Here is a 17,318-nt window from a genome sequence, read left to right on the forward strand (position 1 = left end):
TTATATATTGTTTTAATTATTTAATTTATATAGAATAAAAAAGGTATGTATTAACTCTTTAATAGAAAAAGAGTTAATGCGATTAATCGTGTAATTTATATAAATAAATTAAATGTGAAATAATTACATTTAAAACGGTATGGAGGGGTAGGAATATGCTTCAAGGGAAATTAAGGGGAAGTAGTTTAAAAGCAAAGTTACTTGTATCATTTGTTATTGTTTTAGTTTTTCCAAGTATTGTAATTGGTTGGACGTCTTATCAACAAGCGAAGACAAATTTTAACGAAACAATTTTACAATCAGCGGAAGATAACGTAAAGATTTTAAATAATGTTATTAACAAAGAGATAGACAGTAAAAAGGTAGACGCAGTATATTTTACAAAGTTATTTAATGGAGTAAGTTACGGAACTGATCAGCTCCAAAATGTGCAAAATAAATTAGAAGAATATAATAAATTACATCCAGAAATAGAAGCAGTTTATACGGGATCTAGTACGGGACAATTTATTCAATCACCGTCTATTCAAATGCCAGATGGGTATAATCCTACCGAAAGAGATTGGTATAAAGAAGCAGCGAAAAAAAGCGGAGAAGTGGTTATCACAGCCCCATATAAGTCAAGTACAACAGGGAATATTGTTATTACAATAGCAAAACAAAATGAGGATAAAAGTGGTGTTCTCGGTATTGATTTAATTATTAATGATATTGTAAATACTTCAAAAATGGTCAATATCGGCAAAAAAGGATATGTAGCAATCTTTGACCAATCTAAAAATGTAATAGCGCATCCGACGATGAAGCCAGGTGACAAGGTAGAAGAAAAAGTGGAGAAGGAATTGTATAAACAAGAAACAGGTGATTTTAAATTCAAACTTGATGGTGATGATCGCAATATTACCTTTATAACAAATAAGCAGACTGGATGGAAAATAGCAGGAATTATGCCTTCAAAAGAAATTATCGAAGCAGCTAACCCTATTTTCTATAAAACAATAACTGTTATTGGTATTTCATTAGTAATTGGTGGGATTTTAATTTACTTCATAATTGCTTCTATTATTAGTCCGTTAAAACAACTTGTTATATCATCGAAAAAGATTAGTGAAGGCGATTTAACAGAGTCAATTACAGTTCATTCTAAAGATGAAATTGGACAGCTAGGAGAAAGTTTTAACGAGATGGCTGCATCGTTACAAAGTGTCATTTCCAATATAAACACTTCAGCAAGTCATGTAGCGGCATCTTCAGAAGAATTAACAGCTAGTATGAAGCAGACAAGCGAAGCAACGGAACAAATTACACAGGCCATAGAGCAAGTATCAAGTGGTGCAGAAATACAAACGAAAGAAGTTGAAGAAGGAGCAACATTGTTAGAAGAAGTTACAGAAGGAATTCAGCGTGTTGCAGATAGTTCTTCATTAGTATCTACAGCCTCTATGTATACGAAGAAAAAAGCTGAAAATGGTGGGAAGTTAGTTGAACAAACTGTGAATCAAATGCAATTAATTCATGAGTCTGTTTTGCAGTCAGACAAAATCATTGGTTTGTTAGACGATAAGTCGAAACAAATTGGAGCAATCCTTGAAGTGATTCAACATATTGCTGAACAGACAAATTTATTAGCGTTAAATGCGGCAATTGAGGCTGCGAGAGCTGGAGAGCAAGGAAGAGGATTTGCAATTGTAGCAGATGAAGTGCGAAAGCTAGCAGAACAATCAGGACAGTCTTCTACGGAAATTGGGAAACTAGTGAAAGAGATTCAATTTGATATAAAAGAAACAGTAAGCTCTATGAATCAAGTTGGAGTAGAAGTACAATCAGGACTTGTAGTTGCAAATGAAACGAAGCAAAGCTTTGCCGAAATATTGAAGTCTACAAATGATACAGTTGTACAAATTGATAGCATGGTAGATGTAGCAAAACAAATGACGGTAGATGCAAAACAAGTAAGTGCATCTATTAATGAAATTGCAGCTACGATTGAAGAAAATGCAGCAAGTGTTCAAAATATTGCTGGTTCCTCTGAGGAACAATTAGCTTCAGTAGATGAAATAAATGCAGCAGCAGTTCATTTATCACAAATGGCAGAAGAATTACAAGAGATGATTGGTAAGTTTAAAGTGTAATAACAAATATTAAGAAACGAGGTAATAATTTTACTTCGTTTCTTTTTTTATGAAGAGAAAAAGAAAGAAATATAGAGTAACCGTGTTATGATTAAGTATAATTAAAGAGACTGTATATTCTTTAAATTCTATCTTTAATCATGTTAGGGGAATGGTTTTGAAATTTAAAAAATTAAAACTCCAACCGAGAATTACATTAACTATAAGTACACTTATTTTAGTTGTACTTATGCTAACGAGTTATTTATTTTATTACATATTATCTGAAACGGTAGAAGAGCAAATTGGGAAACGAGCTTTGCATGTTGCGAAAACAGTTGCTGCTATACCTGAAATAAAGGAAGCTTTTCAAAAAGAAAACCCAGCTTCTATCATTCAGCCGATTGCAGAAAGAATTCGAATGGATACAGAGGCTGACTTCATTGTAGTTGGAAATAAAGAGGGGATTCGATATGCACATCCTGAGCGAGATAAAATAGGAGAAGCGATGATTGGTGGAGATAACAAAGGTGTTTTATTAGAAGGAAAATCATATGTTTCGAAAGCAACTGGATCATTAGGCCCTTCATTACGTGGAAAAGTTCCAATCCGTAATCAGGAAAATGAAATCATTGGTGTGGTGTCTGTTGGATTTTCAATGGACGATATTCATGGAGCGATAGAAGTGTATGGAAAGCGTGTATTTTGGATTACAATAATAGGGCTATTAATTGGAGTAATTGGCTCTATATATTTAGCGGCAAGTATAAAAAGAATGATGTTCGGGATGGAACCAGAAGAAATTTCATCTTTATATGAAGAGCATAGTACAGTGATTCAATCTGTACGTGAAGGGATTATTGTAATCGATAAAAATGGCATGATTAGTTTAGTCAATCAAGCAGCTTATGATATTCTTTCGCTAGATAAACAACAAAATATTATTGGGGAATTTATTTTAAATGTAATTCCTAATTCAACGATACTAGATGTACTTCAAACTGGTGAAAAACAGTTTGATCGCCAATTAAATATAAAAGGACAGGCTGTTATTGCGAACCGTCTACCTATTAAGGTAAAGAATAAAGTAACTGGCGTTGTATCGAGCTTACGTTTGAAATCTGAAATGGATCAGTTAACAGCAGAATTATCTCAGACGAAGCAATATACAGAGGCATTACGAGCGCAAGCGCACGAATATAACAATTTATTGTATACACTTTCAGGTCTTATTCAATTAGAATCATACGAAGATGCTTTAGAGCTTATTCATAAGGAAACAGCGGTATATCAAGATTTTGTTCAATTTATTATGAAGCGGATTCAAAATCCATGGCTAGGTGGAATTTTAATTGGATTTTATAATAGAGCACGAGAGTTGAAGATTGATTTTATGCTAGATAGAGAAAGTGGTTTAGACAAATTAAGTCCACATATTGAGAGTAATTATGTCGTTTCTATTTTAGGAAATTTAATTACGAATGCATTTGAAGCAATTGAAAAAAATGAAGAGAATGATAAGACAGTAAGGATGTTTGTAACTGATATTGGAGAAGAAATAGTAATTGAAGTGGAAGATTCAGGGCAAGGGATTCATGATGAAATAATTACTAGCATATTCTATAAAGGCTTTTCGACGAAAGAAGGAGGAGAGCGAGGATATGGATTAGCAAAAGTGAAAGAGTTAGTAGAAGATTTAAATGGAAGTATTGCAATTGAAAAAGGGGATTTAGGTGGTGCGTTATTTATTATTGCACTACCGAAAGAGAGAGGCGAATAGTAATGGGTGAGGAGATTGAAGTATTAATTGTAGAAGATGATATTCGGATTGCTGATATTCATCGTCGTTTTACTGAAAAAATTGAGGGATTTAAAGTAATTGGAACGGCAACGACTGGAGAACAAGCGAAAGAATGGCTAGAGCTTGTGAAGCCACAGCTCGTGTTATTAGATGTGTACTTACCTGATATGCACGGAACGGAACTTGTCACATATATTAGGAATCATTTGCACGATACAGATATTATTATGATTACAGCGGCATCGGAAACAGATGTAGTGAGGCACGCCCTGCGGGGCGGAGTAACAGATTATATTGTAAAGCCACTAATGTTTGATCGATTTAAGGCGAGTTTGGAAAGTTATCAAAAAAAGATTGTGCAGCTGAAGAAAAATAATCAATTATCTACAGAACAAATAGAACATTTATGGTCTCAAAGAGGCGTAAAGGGAAATGAAATGGAATATGCCCCGAAAGGGATAGACCCCTTAACTTTAGCAAAAATAAAAAAACATATGTTAACAGTTAATGAAGAAGGGATTACAGCAGAGGTACTAAGTTCAATGGTAGGCGTAAGTCGATCAACTGCAAGGCGCTATTTAGAGTATTTGATATCTGGGAAGAAAGTCCACGCAGAGCTAATATATGGAAGTGTTGGGAGACCGGAGAGACGGTATTTTCTTGTTTCTTCATAATAAAAAACAGTAGAGGATTTATTTCTTCTACTGTTTTTTGCGTCTTATATTGGAATAATCCCAATTACAATTCCAGTAATCAACATCACCATTGTCGTTCCAACTGCCCACAATAAAGTAAAACGTTGATGTTCACCAAAATCAACTTTTGCCATCCCAACTAATAAATAAGTGGATGCAACAAGAGGACTTAATAAGTGAACGGGTTGCCCAAGTAAGGAAGCACGTCCCATTTCAGCTGCACTAATTCCGTAAGTAGCAGCAGCCTTAGTTAAAATAGGTAATACCCCAAAGTAAAATGCATCATTGGACATGAAAAATGTGAATGGCATACTAAGAAGTGCTGTAATAATTGGTAGTTGTGGTCCAAGAGCGTCTGGTATAAGAGTTACTACACTTTTAGCCATTGCATCTACCATTTTTGTTCCTGATAAAATTCCAGTGAAAATCCCAGCGGCAAATACGAGAGAAACAACCGCTAATACGTTTCCTGCGTGAGAAGCAATACGCTCTTTTTGTTGTTCTAAGTTTGGGTAGTTAATCATAACAGCAATAGCGAAAGCGACTGTAAATAAAACAGGTAACGGCATAACTTCTAGTATGAGACAGACAAGTAATGTAGCGGTTAATAAAAAGTTAATCCATAGAAGTTTAGGACGTTTATGCACTGCGGCTTCGACAGTTGCAGCTTGCTCATCCATTGTTTGCATTTGTTTTAAATACTGTACATCCATAATTCCTAAACGTTTTCTTTCTTTTTTTCCAAGATAGTAAGCAACGAAAACGACCCAAATTGCACCAGCAATCATTCCTGGAATAAGAGGTGTAAATAATTCAGAAGCCTCAAGTCCAAGTGCGCTCATAACACGAGCTGTGGGTCCACCCCAAGGTGTAAGATTTGTTACCCCCGCCCCTAACATAACAATTCCAGCTAATATGAGGGGGTTCATTCCAAGGCGCTTATATAGTGGATACATTGCGGAAACTGTAATCATGTATGTTGTTGTACCGTCACCATCTAGAGAGACGATAATAGTCAATATAGCCGTTCCGACAACGATTTTTAAAGGATCTCCTTTTACAAATTTTAAAATCTTACTAATGACAGGATCGAATAAACCGCTATCAATCATAATCCCAAAATATAAAATAGCGAACATAAGCATAATACCAGTAGGTGCTAATTTTTGAATCCCCTCTAACATCATAGGTCCCATATTGGCATAGAATCCGCCAATTAATGCAAAAACACTCGGAATTAATATTAATGCTACTAGCGCTGACATACGTTTCGTCATAATTAAAAACATAAAGACAAATACCATCGCAAATCCAAGTAGTGCTAACATGTAATTTCCCCCTCAAAAGAATGATTGCGCTTTCAAAATAGAATAAAAATTCAGAAAAATGTTTTTTATTTATAATAAAAGCATCTATTCAAATGGTAAATAATTTGAAAAATAACATCATTAGAAGCATAATTTTTATTTTGTTCATTTTGTTCACGGTAGTTAATTTGAATTTTTAAAAAGTAAGCTGCTCCTCGTAAGAATGGTAGAATAAGATGAAAATAGTGAAGTGTGAAATAGGGGGTAGATGTTATATGAAAACGAGAATTGAAGAGATTTATAGCTCTTATGAAGGAAAAGTAGAGGAGATTTTTATTAATGAATCTTCTTACGTATATGAATGGGAAAAATTACTGGTGATCCGAAAAAATGACGGTGAGCTTAAAAAAATCGCAGTCGGGATTAGTGGAAATATAAGATTGGTAAATGTAGAAGTTGGACAGGAAATTAGTGCGGATACATTATTAGTTAAGTTAGAAGATGATTTGTTAATTACAGGTTGCGAGTGATGAGAGATGTGTAGAAATAACTACACATCTTTGTTTGTTTCCTATATTACAAAAAGCACATTGTTTTTTCACAAATCTCACACAACCTTTTGGTATTCTTTTCGTGGAGTATATGGTTTCTAGGGAGGAATATTGATGAAAGTAAAATATGTCGTACTTGCTATATGTTTATGTTTCGTATTTACGGTAGTCGGGTGTGGGAAAAAGGAAACAGCAGCTGTTGCCATTGATGAGAAACATGATAAATGTGATATTTGTCAAATTGGGGTAACAGATAATCAATTTGCAACAGAAATTATTTTAGAAAATGGAAAAGCGTTAAAGTTTGATGATATCGGTTGTATGTATAAATGGATGGAGATCAACTCAGGTGAAAAGACGAAAGAGAAATTTGTTCGAGATTATGATTCGAAAGATTGGATTTCGTTAGAAGACGCTACTTACGTATATGATAAAACAATAACGACACCGATGGCTTATAATGTCATTTCATTTAAAAATAAAAAAGATGCAGAGAGCTTTGTATCTAACTATAAGGGGAAAGTTCTTTCATATAAAGAGCTAGCAGAGCATAAATGGGAAATGAATAAAGAGATGATGGGGAAACCGAAAGCAGGAAATCATGGTGGACATCATTAATGATAGAAAAAGACAACTATATAGTTGTCTTTTTCTATTATTACTCAGGTGCAAATATAGAAAAGGTGTAAAATTTTTAGAAGAACGGTTACAATGGAATATAGTAACCTAAAGCAATCATTTATCCCGCATTAACGGGCAGTAAGATCCCCACCTCAAAATTTAGTGAAAGCAAAGAAGTTAGGTGGAGTCGGGCTGCCCGTAAAAGCCCGATTGGTGTGGGCTAATAATTAGTGGTGGATGAACAAAACCCCCACTAATTAAAGTTTCACTTTATGTACTTTTTAGAAATGTATACAAATGCGGTAAAAACGTGCTAAACTAATTGCTTCATAATGTTAATGATGGGGCCATCAGGCGTATCATTTCAATAGGTTGAGAAACATAGTATAAGCTTAAGATAATCCGATTAAAGAAGGAATATAAAGGGCTTATGGATAAATGTACTCAAGAAGAGTTATTGTATGTGATGGAGGAATGGTTAAGAAAACATTATCTTTCATAGGAGCTGTAGTTGTGAGAAAACAAAAAATTTTATTATGTATTTTATTAGGACTTTTAATGACGGTAGTGGCTTGCGATAAGCAAGAAGAACCAGAATCGAAACCGGTTCATGTGAAAAATGAAAAGAAAAAAGAGAAGCATAAAGAACAGGAAGAATCTAAAGAAGAGAAAAGTATAAATTTAATGGACAAACAGTTGTTACTTTCAGCTACTCTTGGAGACACAGAGACAGCTATGAAGTTGATTCAGGATGGAGCGAATATAAACGTAGAAGGTGACAATGGAGAAACGCCTGTCCTTGCAGCAACGTACCAAAATCATGTAGAGACAGTTAAAGCATTAATTGGTGCAGGTGCTAATATTGAAATTAAAGATGAGAAAAAAAGTAATCCACTTCTTTATGCAAGTAGAGAAGGATATACGGATATTGTAAAAGTATTAATTAATGCAGGAGTTAATACGAAAGAAACGACTAGGTCAGGTGGGACAGCACTTATTTCTGCATCTGAGCGTGGCCATGTAGAGGTTGTTAAAGAATTATTAGAGCATACAGATATTGATGTGAATTATAAAAATGAACGTGGTGGAACAGCGCTATTAGAAGCAATTGTATTAGGAAATGGTAGTGAAAACCATAAGAAAGTAATTCAATTGCTTATTGATCACGGTGCAGATGTAAATATGGCTAACAAGGAACATCTGACGCCACTGCAATACGCTGAAAAAAGAGGTTTTAAAGATATTGTAAATATGTTGAGGGTAGCTGGAGCGAATGAAGTAGTACAGCCACAACAACCAGTAGAGTAAAAAACGAAAAATAATCCCATTTAGATAGACAGAATGAAGAAATCAGTTAGTATGATGGATTCAGTAATGTGTATTTGAATGGGATTTTTATTTTGAATATGAAAAATAGATTATGAATGGATGGTAAATGGAGTAAATAAGGAGGAAACCTTATTTTGCAATTGTAAAAAATGAAAAGGGAGTTTCTGTTTGTTGCAGTGCCAGAAGTACGCCCGTAGCTGCTGAGGTAAGTGTGGAAACTTTAGCGGAGTTTCAAGGGAACGGATATGGTACTGATGGTGTTACAGCCTGGGCGATATCAATACAAGAAGAAAAAGCATTCCACTTTATAGTACTTCTTGGAATAATTATGCTTCACAAGCCGTTGCGAGAAAACTAAAACTAATTAACTATGGAATGAATTTGCATATCACTTAAATTTTAAAGATAGTTGTTTGCCGTTGGGATTTATTTGTATATCTAGATTAATGTTAAGAAAATATGGTGAATATTAACATTCGATTAACACCTAATTAACAATCTATCAAAACTGACTTAATAAATGCGTAATATAGTAAAGGTAACAAAATAAATAGGGTAGAGAACATTTGAGAACACCCACTTACATATAATGTGCCACTTTCTTAGGTGTGCTCTATTCCCTAGAGTTCAAATAAGGAGAAAGGCGTTCTATGTAAGTAGGTGTTTTTAGTTTGGATAAAAATAGAACAGTTAGGTGGAAAAAATGTTTAAAGAACCTTATATTGCGATGATAAAGGATTGGAAAGGATACAAAGCATACAAAAAATTGCCGAAAACAGTTTTTCTTATGACTGGTTCAATGCTGGAATTACCAGAGCGTGTATATGAATTGCAGAAACATGGACATGATGTATTTCTTCATTGTGATTTTATACAAGGCTTAAATACGAATACAGAGGAAGCGCTTTTGTATATTCAAGATGTTATCGGGGCACAAGGTATTATTTCAACAAAGGGTTCAACAATTCGAAATGCTAATAAAATTGGATTGAAAACAATTTAACGTATTTTTATTGTAGATACTTTATCTCTTACTAAATCAATTGAAAATTGTAAAACGACTAAACCAAATGCAGTAGAGATTATGCCGGGGATTATGCCTTCTATAATTAAACAGCTAGTAGAGGAAATAGAGTTTCCTATTATTGCAGGCGGGCTGATTCAAACGCGAGAAGATGCGGAAATTGCAATTCATGCAGGAGCAAGTGCGATTTCAACAAGTCATTATGAAGTATGGATACAAGAAGAAAAAAGGAGTGCAACCTTGTGATTGAATTGAAAAATGTTTCAAAGGTATATAAAAATGCAGAAGAGACAGCGGTTAAAGGTGTATCGGTTCATATTAAGAAGGGTGAGTTTTTTGTTTTAGTTGGACCTTCGGGGTGCGGGAAAAGTACATTATTACGAATGATCGCTGGCTTAGAAGAGATTTCTTCAGGAGATTTAATTATTAATGAACGTGTTGCAAATGATCTAGAGCCAAAAGACCGTAATCTATCAATGGTATTTCAAAATTATGCATTATATCCACACTTATCTGTAGAAGAAAATATTTTATTTGGACTTAAGGTAAGAAAAGTACAAAAAGAAGAGCGACAAAAGCGATTAATGGAAGCTATTGAAATGGTAGGACTGAAAGAGTATGTGAAAATGAAACCAGGCCAATTATCAGGCGGACAAAGACAGCGTGTTGCACTTGCCAGGGCAATTGTGAGTCAAGCACCAATCTGTTTAATGGATGAACCACTTTCGAATTTGGATGCGAAATTACGTGCGCAAATGAGAATTGAAATTAGAGAAATTCAGCAGCGATTAGGAATTACGATGATTTACGTTACCCACGATCAAATAGAAGCGATGACTATGGGAGATCGTATCATGGTTTTAAATAAAGGAAGTATACAGCAAGTTGGAACACCACTTGACATATATAACGAACCAGCAAACGAATTTGTTGCAAGCTTTATAGGTTCTCCTTCTATGAATATAAATGATGGGGAAGTAAATAAAGAAAAAGGTGTATTACATATAGGACAATTGCAAATTCCATTATCTATTAGACAGTTAAAGCAATTACCAGAAGGAACAATTCGCATAGGCATGCGCCCTGAGCATATTGCACTGTCTGAGGAGGGACAAGAAGTGACGTTGCAATCTGTAGAAGTATTAGGGAATGAATCTATATTGAACTTTGCGGTAAATGGAACAACTTGGAGTGCGAAAGTTATCGGACAGTTACTCCTGAACAAAGGTGACAAAGTAAAATTATTATTCTCGCAAGAAAAGTTATGCTTCTTTAACGAAAACACGAATGAACGCTTAAAAGTGGTAGCTGAAAAAGAGTTGAAAGTGGTGGCGAAATAATGATCGAAGTAAGTAAGTTACCAGTTCAAACAAAGGTGTCAAAAAAGAAAAAATTATGGGGGAGAACGAAAGATTTAAGAATAGGATTATTGTTTTTGGCGCCATCTATTTTGTTATTTTCGATTTTTTTGTTCTATCCATTGTTTAGGACGATTTACTATAGCTTTTATTTAACCGATATACATGGGGAAGCTAATCTTTTCGTTGGCTTAGAAAATTATCAATACTTATTCTCTGATCCAGCCTTCTACAAAAGTATAAAATCAACTTTATTATTTGTTTTATATACAGTGCCTACGAGTATTATATTTGCTTTGTTTCTTGCATTGATTGCAAATGGAAGAGTAAGAGGTATTGGGTTATTCCGAGTTCTGTTTTCTTCGACGATGGGAATATCAGTAGCTGCTAGTGCAGTGATTTGGCTATTTTTATTTCATCCAAGTGTAGGATTATTTAATAATATATTAGCCTCTATGAACCTTCCTGCAATCGCATGGTTAACGAGTCCGGACTGGGCACTATTCTCTGTATCAGTTACAACAGTTTGGGTGAATACAGGTTTTGCATTTTTAGTTATATTAGGTGGTTTACAAAATATCGATACGTCGTTATATGAGAGTGCATCTATAGATGGTGCTAGTTATTTATATAAACTTCGCCGTGTTACATTACCGATGCTATCACCAACTTTATTCTTTATTGTGACAGTAACATTAATTAGTGCGTTCCAAAGCTTTGGACAAATTGATATTTTAACGCACGGTGGACCAAATGATGCAACGAATTTGATTGTGTACTCGATTTACAAAGAGGCGTTTGTGAATCATCAATTTGGAACAGCAAGTGCACAAGCAATGGTATTATTTGTTTTCATTTTCCTTGCTACATTACTTCAATTTAAGTTTGCTGAGAGAAAGGTGCATTATAAATGATTGTTAAACAGTGGAAACAAAATTTCCTATTATATATGCTGCTCATTATTAGTGCAGTAATGGTATTTTTTCCTGTACTGTATGCATTTTTAATAAGTTTTATGACACCAGACGATATTCAAATGAGAAGGTTATTTCCGACTCAGTTTACTTTTGATAATTTCATTAATATTTTTCAAAAAGTACCGCTTTTTACATACTTATATAACAGTTTAATTGTATCGACAGTCGTTATGATTGGACAACTTATCGTATCAAGTTTAGCAGCTTATGCTTTTGTTTTTCTTCAGTTTAAAGGGAGAAACTTAATTTTCTTCCTGTTTATTTCAACGATGCTGATTCCGTGGGAAACAACGATGGTACCTAATTTTTTAACGATTCAAAACTTTGGTTGGATCAATAGTTTTGCTGGGATGACAGTGCCGTTTTTTGCAACAGCTTTTGGTATTTTCTTGTTACGTCAACATTTTATGACACTTCCGAATGAACTGAAAGAAGCTGCGTTTATTGAAGGAATTGGAAATATAAGATTTTTATTCAGCGTTGTAATTCCTTATTGTAAAACGAGTTTTATTACGCTTGGAGTATATAGCTTTTTAACAACATGGAATATGTATTTATGGCCACTTTTAGTGACCACTGATGAAAAAGTAAGAACAGTGCAAATCGGTGTGAAGCAGCTTCAGTCTCAAGAAGTTGCAACTGATTGGGGAAGCGTAATGGCCGGTGTTACGGTTATCGTTATTCCAACATTGATTTTACTATTTTTAGGGCAAAAGCAATTACAACAAGGATTAACAAAAGGTGCAATTAAATAACTAAGAGAAGGTGAGATTTAAATGAGTCTAGTTAAAAAAGGTGCTGCGCTATTAATGGTAGCAACAATGGCATTATCTAGTGTCGCTTGTTCAAATAGTAAAACAGAGGGAAAACCTGAAGCACAGGCAAAAGTAGCACCAGTTGAAAAAAATGGTGATAAAACAGTAATTCGCTTCTGGCATGCGATGGGTGGAAAAACACAAGGAGTACTAGATGGTCTTGTTGCAGACTATAATAAGTCGCAAAATAAATATGAGATAAAGGCAGAGTTCCAAGGAACATATGAAGAGTCTTTAACGAAATTTAGAACGATGTCTGCAACGAAAGAAGCGCCAGCTCTTGTTCAATCGAGTGAAATTACAACGAAATATATGGTTGATAGTAAAAAAATCACACCAATTGATAGCTGGATAAAAAAAGATAAGTACGATACGTCAAAATTAGAAAAAGCAATTACAAATTATTATTCAGTTGATGGAAAAATGTATTCTATGCCATTTAATTCATCTACACCAGTATTAATTTATAATAAAGATGCTTTCGCAAAGGCGGGCTTAGATCCAGAGAAAGCTCCGAAAACATATGCGGAATTACAAGAAGTAGCGAAAAAGTTAACGATTAAAGAAGGCGGAAATGTAAAACAATATGGATTCTCCATGCTTAACTACGGTTGGTTCTTTGAAGAATTGTTAGCGACACAAGGTGCTTTATATGTAGATAACGAAAACGGTCGTAAGGATGCTGCAAAGAAGGCGGTATTTAACGGTAAAGAAGGACAGAAAGTATTTGGAATGTTAGATGATTTAAATAAAGCTGGCGCACTTGGAAAGTATGGAGCAAGTTGGGATGATATTCGTGCCGCGTTCCAGTCTGGACAAGTTGCTATGTATTTAGATTCTTCAGCAGGTGTTCGTGATTTAATTGATGCATCTAAGTTTAATGTAGGTGTTTCATATATTCCGTATCCAGAGGATTCGAAACAAAATGGTGTTGTTATTGGTGGAGCATCATTATGGATGACGAATATGGTTTCAGAAGAAACGCAACAAGGTGCTTGGGACTTTATGAAATATTTAACGAAGCCAGACGTACAAGCAAAATGGCATACTGCAACAGGTTATTTCTCAATTAATCCAGATGCATATAATGAGCCATTAGTAAAAGAGCAATATGAAAAATATCCACAGTTGAAAGTAACAGTAGATCAACTGCAAGCGACGAAGCAATCTCCAGCAACACAAGGGGCTTTAATTAGTGTATTCCCAGAATCACGAGATGCAGTTGTAAAAGCATTAGAAGCGATGTATGACGGGAAGAATAGTAAAGAAGCGTTAGATGAAGCTGCCAAAGCAACAGATAGAGCAATTAGCATTTCAGCTCGTACAAGTCAAAAATAAGAGAAAGCCGTATCCTTAAAAGGGATACGGCTTTCTTTATAGGGAGATAAGGGATCAAAGAAATGATGAAGTCTTATCTCTTTTATATGAGTAAAGGGTCTAGAGTGAATGTTGTCCTTTTCATTATTTATTTAACTCCATTGCGACTTGTTTACCATTTACGAAAACCTCTACTACCGCTACTATAACTTCCATTACTTTTTTCATCTCTCATCTCTCCTTGTTTTTTGTTTCATTTCTTACTTTCAGTATAAGGAAATACAGTAATTACAACTATCGAATTGGATGACAAGAGACTTACATTGTTGTAAGGATAATAGTTTAGTTTGTAATAAAGTGAAACTTTAATGAGCGGGGGTCTTACGGCCCATTAATGCGGGATAAATATGATTCGGGATTTCAATTCTGAACTTTCTGTCGTTTTGAACTATAATTAGAAAGAGGGGGGATAATATGAAAAGAATTCTTGTTATTAGTGATATTCATGGAGAGATAGAAAAGTTTGAACAGTTATTGGAAGAAGCTCAATATGATGCGAAACAGGATCAATTAATCTTACTGGGAGATTATGTAGATCGTGGTCCAAATGCGCGTGCTGTAATTGAAAAGGTAAGAGAATTGAAAGAAGAGGGAGCACTCATTTTAAAGGGAAATCATGAAGATATGATGATTAAGGCGTTAACGACAAATGAGGAACGTTCATGGAACCATTGGGTAAAAAGAAATGGTGGAGATAAGACATTATATAGCTATGGATTTGTAGAAGAGGATATTGCGGTTAATGACAAAGACTTCCAAAAACCGATTTTACACTCTCGTGTATTAGAGGAACATATAAAGTTTATTCAAGAATTAGATCATTACATTGAAACAGAAGAGTATATATTTGTACATGCTGGGGTTGAACCGATGAAACGAGTTTCTGAATCTGAACCATATACGTTAATGTGGATCCGTAATGAATTTCATAATGGATATAGCGGTGAAAAGGTTGTTGTATTTGGGCATACGGAAACAAAAACAAAAACGCTTCATGGTAGTGAGGATTGCGGAGTGTATTTTGGTAGTAATCGTATTATTGGAATTGATGGCGGGGCTGTGTACGGTGGTCAGCTAAATTGTTTGGAATTGCCGAGTAAAAAGGTATATGTAATAAAAAATTGAAAGAGATAAGAGGAATCTTATTTCTTTCAATTTTTTATTAAGCTAAATTTAAGACAAAGTTTTTATAATAAAACTTCAAAATTTTAGAAGGAAATAGTTAAAAATGAAAATACGTAATGTAACTACATTCTTTTGTTATGAAGAGAAGAAATGTAATAATAAATAGAATTGAACTATTTGATGGAAGGTGAGAGCATGCGCTTACTTGTAGTAGAAGATAATGCCTCGTTATTAGAGTCTATCGTACAAATTTTGCGTGATGAATTTGAAGTAGATACGGCAATAAATGGAGAAGATGGATTGTTTTTAGCTCTTCAAAATATATATGATGCAATTTTGCTGGATGTGATGATGCCAGGGATGGACGGATTTGAAGTAATTCAAAAAATACGTGATGAAAAGATTGAAACACCTGTCCTGTTTTTGACAGCGAGAGATTCTTTAGAAGATCGGGTGAAGGGATTGGATTTTGGTGGAGATGACTATATCGTTAAGCCATTCCAGGCCCCTGAATTAAAAGCGAGAATTCGTGCTTTACTACGAAGAAGTGGTAGTTTAACAACGCAGCAAACGATTCGCTATAGAGGGATTGAATTGTTCGGAAAAGATAAAGATGTTCAAGTAGATGGACAAAGTATTAAGCTGACATTGAAACAATATGAGCTGCTAGAGTACCTCATTCAAAATAGCGGGAAGATTTTAATGCGTGAACAAATTTTTGATCGTGTTTGGGGCTTTGATTCAGATACGACAGTAGCGATTGTAGAAGTATATGTGCATCATTTGCGTAAAAAATTAGAACCATTCGGTTATCAGAAAGATATTCAAACCGTTCGAGGTATTGGATATATATTAAAAGAACAATGAAAAAAGGAAGTATGTTTCAGAAGACACGCATTCGATTGACTATAGTGAATTCATTAGTATTTATCCTATTAATAGGTATATTAGGTAGTATTATTTATTCATACACATATAAGCGTATTTATAATGAAGTGGATCAATCTATAAAAATGATGGCTCAGTATAGAGAAAAATTAGATGTTAAAATACCACCAAGAAAACGTATGGAGAATATCCAAATTGGAGATCCGCGAGTAACTAGAATAACTTGGAATGGGAAAATAGTGAAAATAGAGGGCGATAACCGTAAATTCCGTTCTATTTTTGAAGAGAATTTGGAAAAGTTTTCTCCGGAAAAAATAGGGGAGTTACAAGATATCAAAGTACAAGGACGATATTTTAGAGCATTTTCGCTTCAAAAAGATGGAGAAATAGTTCAAATCGTGCGAGATATAACAGCGGAAGAAGGAATGTTAAATACTTTATTTTTAATCCTCGTTATAGGTTGTAGCATAGGAAGCCTCTGTGCGATAGGTATCGGCTTTTTCCTAGCTGGCAGAGCACTCGTACCTATTCAAAATTCATGGGAGAAACAGCAGCAATTCGTTTCTGATGCATCACATGAACTCAGGACACCACTTGCAGTTATTCAATCAAAAACGGATGTTTTATTTCAGTCACCATCCGCTACGATAGAAGAAAAAGCGATGGATATTTCTACAATTTCAAAAGAATGTAGGCGGTTATCGAAACTCGTTAGTAATTTATTATTGCTAGCACGTTCTGATTCTAATCAAATTGAGATGGATAAGAAAATATTTGAACTTGATAAATTGTTAGAAGAAATAGTAGCTCCATATAAGGAGATTGCTTCTTATCAAGAAAAAGAAATGATGCTAAAAGTAGAACGTGGTGTATCTTTTATGGGGGATAGAGAGCGGATTCATCAAATGATGGTCATATTGTTAGATAATGCGATGAAGTATACAAATGAAGGTGGGCATATTCAAATTGATTGCACGCAAACGAGTAGTTCAATTTGTATACAGGTGAAAGATGACGGGATAGGAGTGAAAGAAGAAGATATTCCGAAATTATTTGATCGTTTTTATCAAGGGGATAAAGCAAGAAGTACGTCAGAAGGAGCTGGATTAGGTCTTTCAATCGCAAATTGGATTGTAGAAAAGCATTACGGAAAAATATCAGTAGAGAGCAAATGGGGAGATGGCACTTGTTTTGAAGTGATTTTCCCTAAAAACCAAAAAATATAAGTAAAAAGACGACCTTGTTTTTATGGTCTTACCCCTGTCAAGTAGACAGTAATAGATTAGGTGCCTTTTCATTAAGCAGCCTTAGTTCCAAATTCAATAGGACTAAGGTTGTT

At 34.6% G+C, this 17,318-nt stretch carries 14 protein-coding genes and 3 pseudogenes; 16 read left to right on the plus strand and 1 reads right to left on the minus strand.

Annotated elements, in window-relative coordinates; translation table 11 throughout:
• Positions 1-155: 155 nt before the first annotated feature.
• The 4 genes and pseudogenes from MR169_RS28525 to MR169_RS21800 form a co-directional block, all read left to right on the plus strand.
• Positions 156-1,190: pseudogene (locus tag MR169_RS28525) on the plus strand (HAMP domain-containing protein); the annotation flags it as partial.
• Between the two features lie 81 nt (positions 1,191-1,271).
• Entirely contained in the window at positions 1,272-2,132 is an 861-nt protein-coding gene (locus tag MR169_RS28530) for a methyl-accepting chemotaxis protein (RefSeq protein ID WP_481746821.1), read from the plus strand.
• A 151-nt stretch (positions 2,133-2,283) separates the two neighbouring features.
• Positions 2,284-3,891, plus strand: coding sequence for an ATP-binding protein (locus tag MR169_RS21795; protein ID WP_001999033.1), 1,608 nt, complete (start codon positions 2,284-2,286; stop codon positions 3,889-3,891).
• Between the two features lie 2 nt (positions 3,892-3,893).
• Positions 3,894-4,586: a response regulator gene (locus tag MR169_RS21800; protein WP_016117135.1), complete on the plus strand. Its 693-nt coding sequence runs from the start codon at positions 3,894-3,896 to the stop codon at positions 4,584-4,586.
• Positions 4,587-4,630: 44 nt separating this feature from the next.
• Here the strand turns inward: MR169_RS21800 and MR169_RS21805 are convergent, their stop codons facing one another.
• Positions 4,631-5,935 carry a CitMHS family transporter gene (locus tag MR169_RS21805; RefSeq protein WP_242320015.1) on the minus strand — a complete coding sequence of 435 codons (1,305 nt, stop codon included), beginning with the start codon at positions 5,933-5,935 and terminating at the stop codon, positions 4,631-4,633.
• 254 nt (positions 5,936-6,189) lie between these two features.
• Here MR169_RS21805 and MR169_RS21810 point away from each other — a divergent pair, with 254 nt between their 5' ends.
• The 12 genes and pseudogenes from MR169_RS21810 to MR169_RS21865 all read left to right on the plus strand — a co-directional run bounded on the left by MR169_RS21810 (position 6,190) and on the right by MR169_RS21865 (position 17,205).
• On the plus strand, positions 6,190-6,444 hold the full coding sequence (locus MR169_RS21810; protein WP_000857381.1) for a hypothetical protein: 255 nt from the start codon (positions 6,190-6,192) through the stop codon (positions 6,442-6,444).
• 135 nt (positions 6,445-6,579) lie between these two features.
• On the plus strand, positions 6,580-7,083 hold the full coding sequence (locus tag MR169_RS21815) for a nitrous oxide reductase accessory protein NosL (protein ID WP_000865666.1): 504 nt from the start codon (positions 6,580-6,582) through the stop codon (positions 7,081-7,083).
• A gap of 441 nt (positions 7,084-7,524) precedes the next feature.
• Positions 7,525-8,394 (plus strand): ankyrin repeat domain-containing protein, encoded by an 870-nt coding sequence (locus tag MR169_RS21820; protein ID WP_000287336.1) that lies wholly within the window; start codon positions 7,525-7,527, stop codon positions 8,392-8,394.
• A 142-nt stretch (positions 8,395-8,536) separates the two neighbouring features.
• Positions 8,537-8,811: pseudogene (locus tag MR169_RS21825) on the plus strand (GNAT family N-acetyltransferase); the annotation flags it as partial.
• 307 nt (positions 8,812-9,118) lie between these two features.
• Positions 9,119-9,685 (plus strand): annotated as a pseudogene (locus MR169_RS21830) (glycerol-3-phosphate responsive antiterminator).
• Positions 9,682-10,779 (plus strand): ABC transporter ATP-binding protein, encoded by a 1,098-nt coding sequence (locus MR169_RS21835; RefSeq protein WP_016117137.1) that lies wholly within the window; start codon positions 9,682-9,684, stop codon positions 10,777-10,779. The pseudogene MR169_RS21830 and the gene MR169_RS21835 overlap by 4 nt, the downstream one beginning before the upstream one ends.
• A complete protein-coding gene (locus MR169_RS21840) occupies positions 10,779-11,711 on the plus strand; it encodes a carbohydrate ABC transporter permease (protein WP_242320016.1) in 933 nt (310 codons plus the stop codon). Before MR169_RS21835 ends, MR169_RS21840 begins: the two co-directional genes overlap by 1 nt.
• Positions 11,708-12,529, plus strand: a complete 822-nt coding sequence (locus MR169_RS21845) for a carbohydrate ABC transporter permease (protein WP_242320017.1) — start codon at positions 11,708-11,710, stop codon at positions 12,527-12,529. Before MR169_RS21840 ends, MR169_RS21845 begins: the two co-directional genes overlap by 4 nt.
• Positions 12,530-12,550: 21 nt before the next feature.
• Positions 12,551-13,927: an ABC transporter substrate-binding protein gene (locus tag MR169_RS21850; RefSeq protein WP_016117139.1), complete on the plus strand. Its 1,377-nt coding sequence runs from the start codon at positions 12,551-12,553 to the stop codon at positions 13,925-13,927.
• 453 nt (positions 13,928-14,380) lie between these two features.
• Positions 14,381-15,091, plus strand: coding sequence for a metallophosphoesterase family protein (locus MR169_RS21855; protein ID WP_242320018.1), 711 nt, complete (start codon positions 14,381-14,383; stop codon positions 15,089-15,091).
• A 195-nt stretch (positions 15,092-15,286) separates the two neighbouring features.
• A complete protein-coding gene (locus MR169_RS21860; protein ID WP_016117141.1) occupies positions 15,287-15,958 on the plus strand; it encodes a response regulator transcription factor in 672 nt (223 codons plus the stop codon).
• Positions 15,955-17,205, plus strand: a complete 1,251-nt coding sequence (locus tag MR169_RS21865; RefSeq protein WP_347408027.1) for a sensor histidine kinase — start codon at positions 15,955-15,957, stop codon at positions 17,203-17,205. The genes MR169_RS21860 and MR169_RS21865 overlap by 4 nt, the downstream gene beginning before the upstream one ends.
• Positions 17,206-17,318: the final 113 nt, after the last annotated feature.

Origin of the sequence: Bacillus cereus group sp. BfR-BA-01349 (assembly GCF_022663795.1) — a bacterium.
Taxonomy (GTDB): domain Bacteria; phylum Bacillota; class Bacilli; order Bacillales; family Bacillaceae_G; genus Bacillus_A; species Bacillus_A cereus.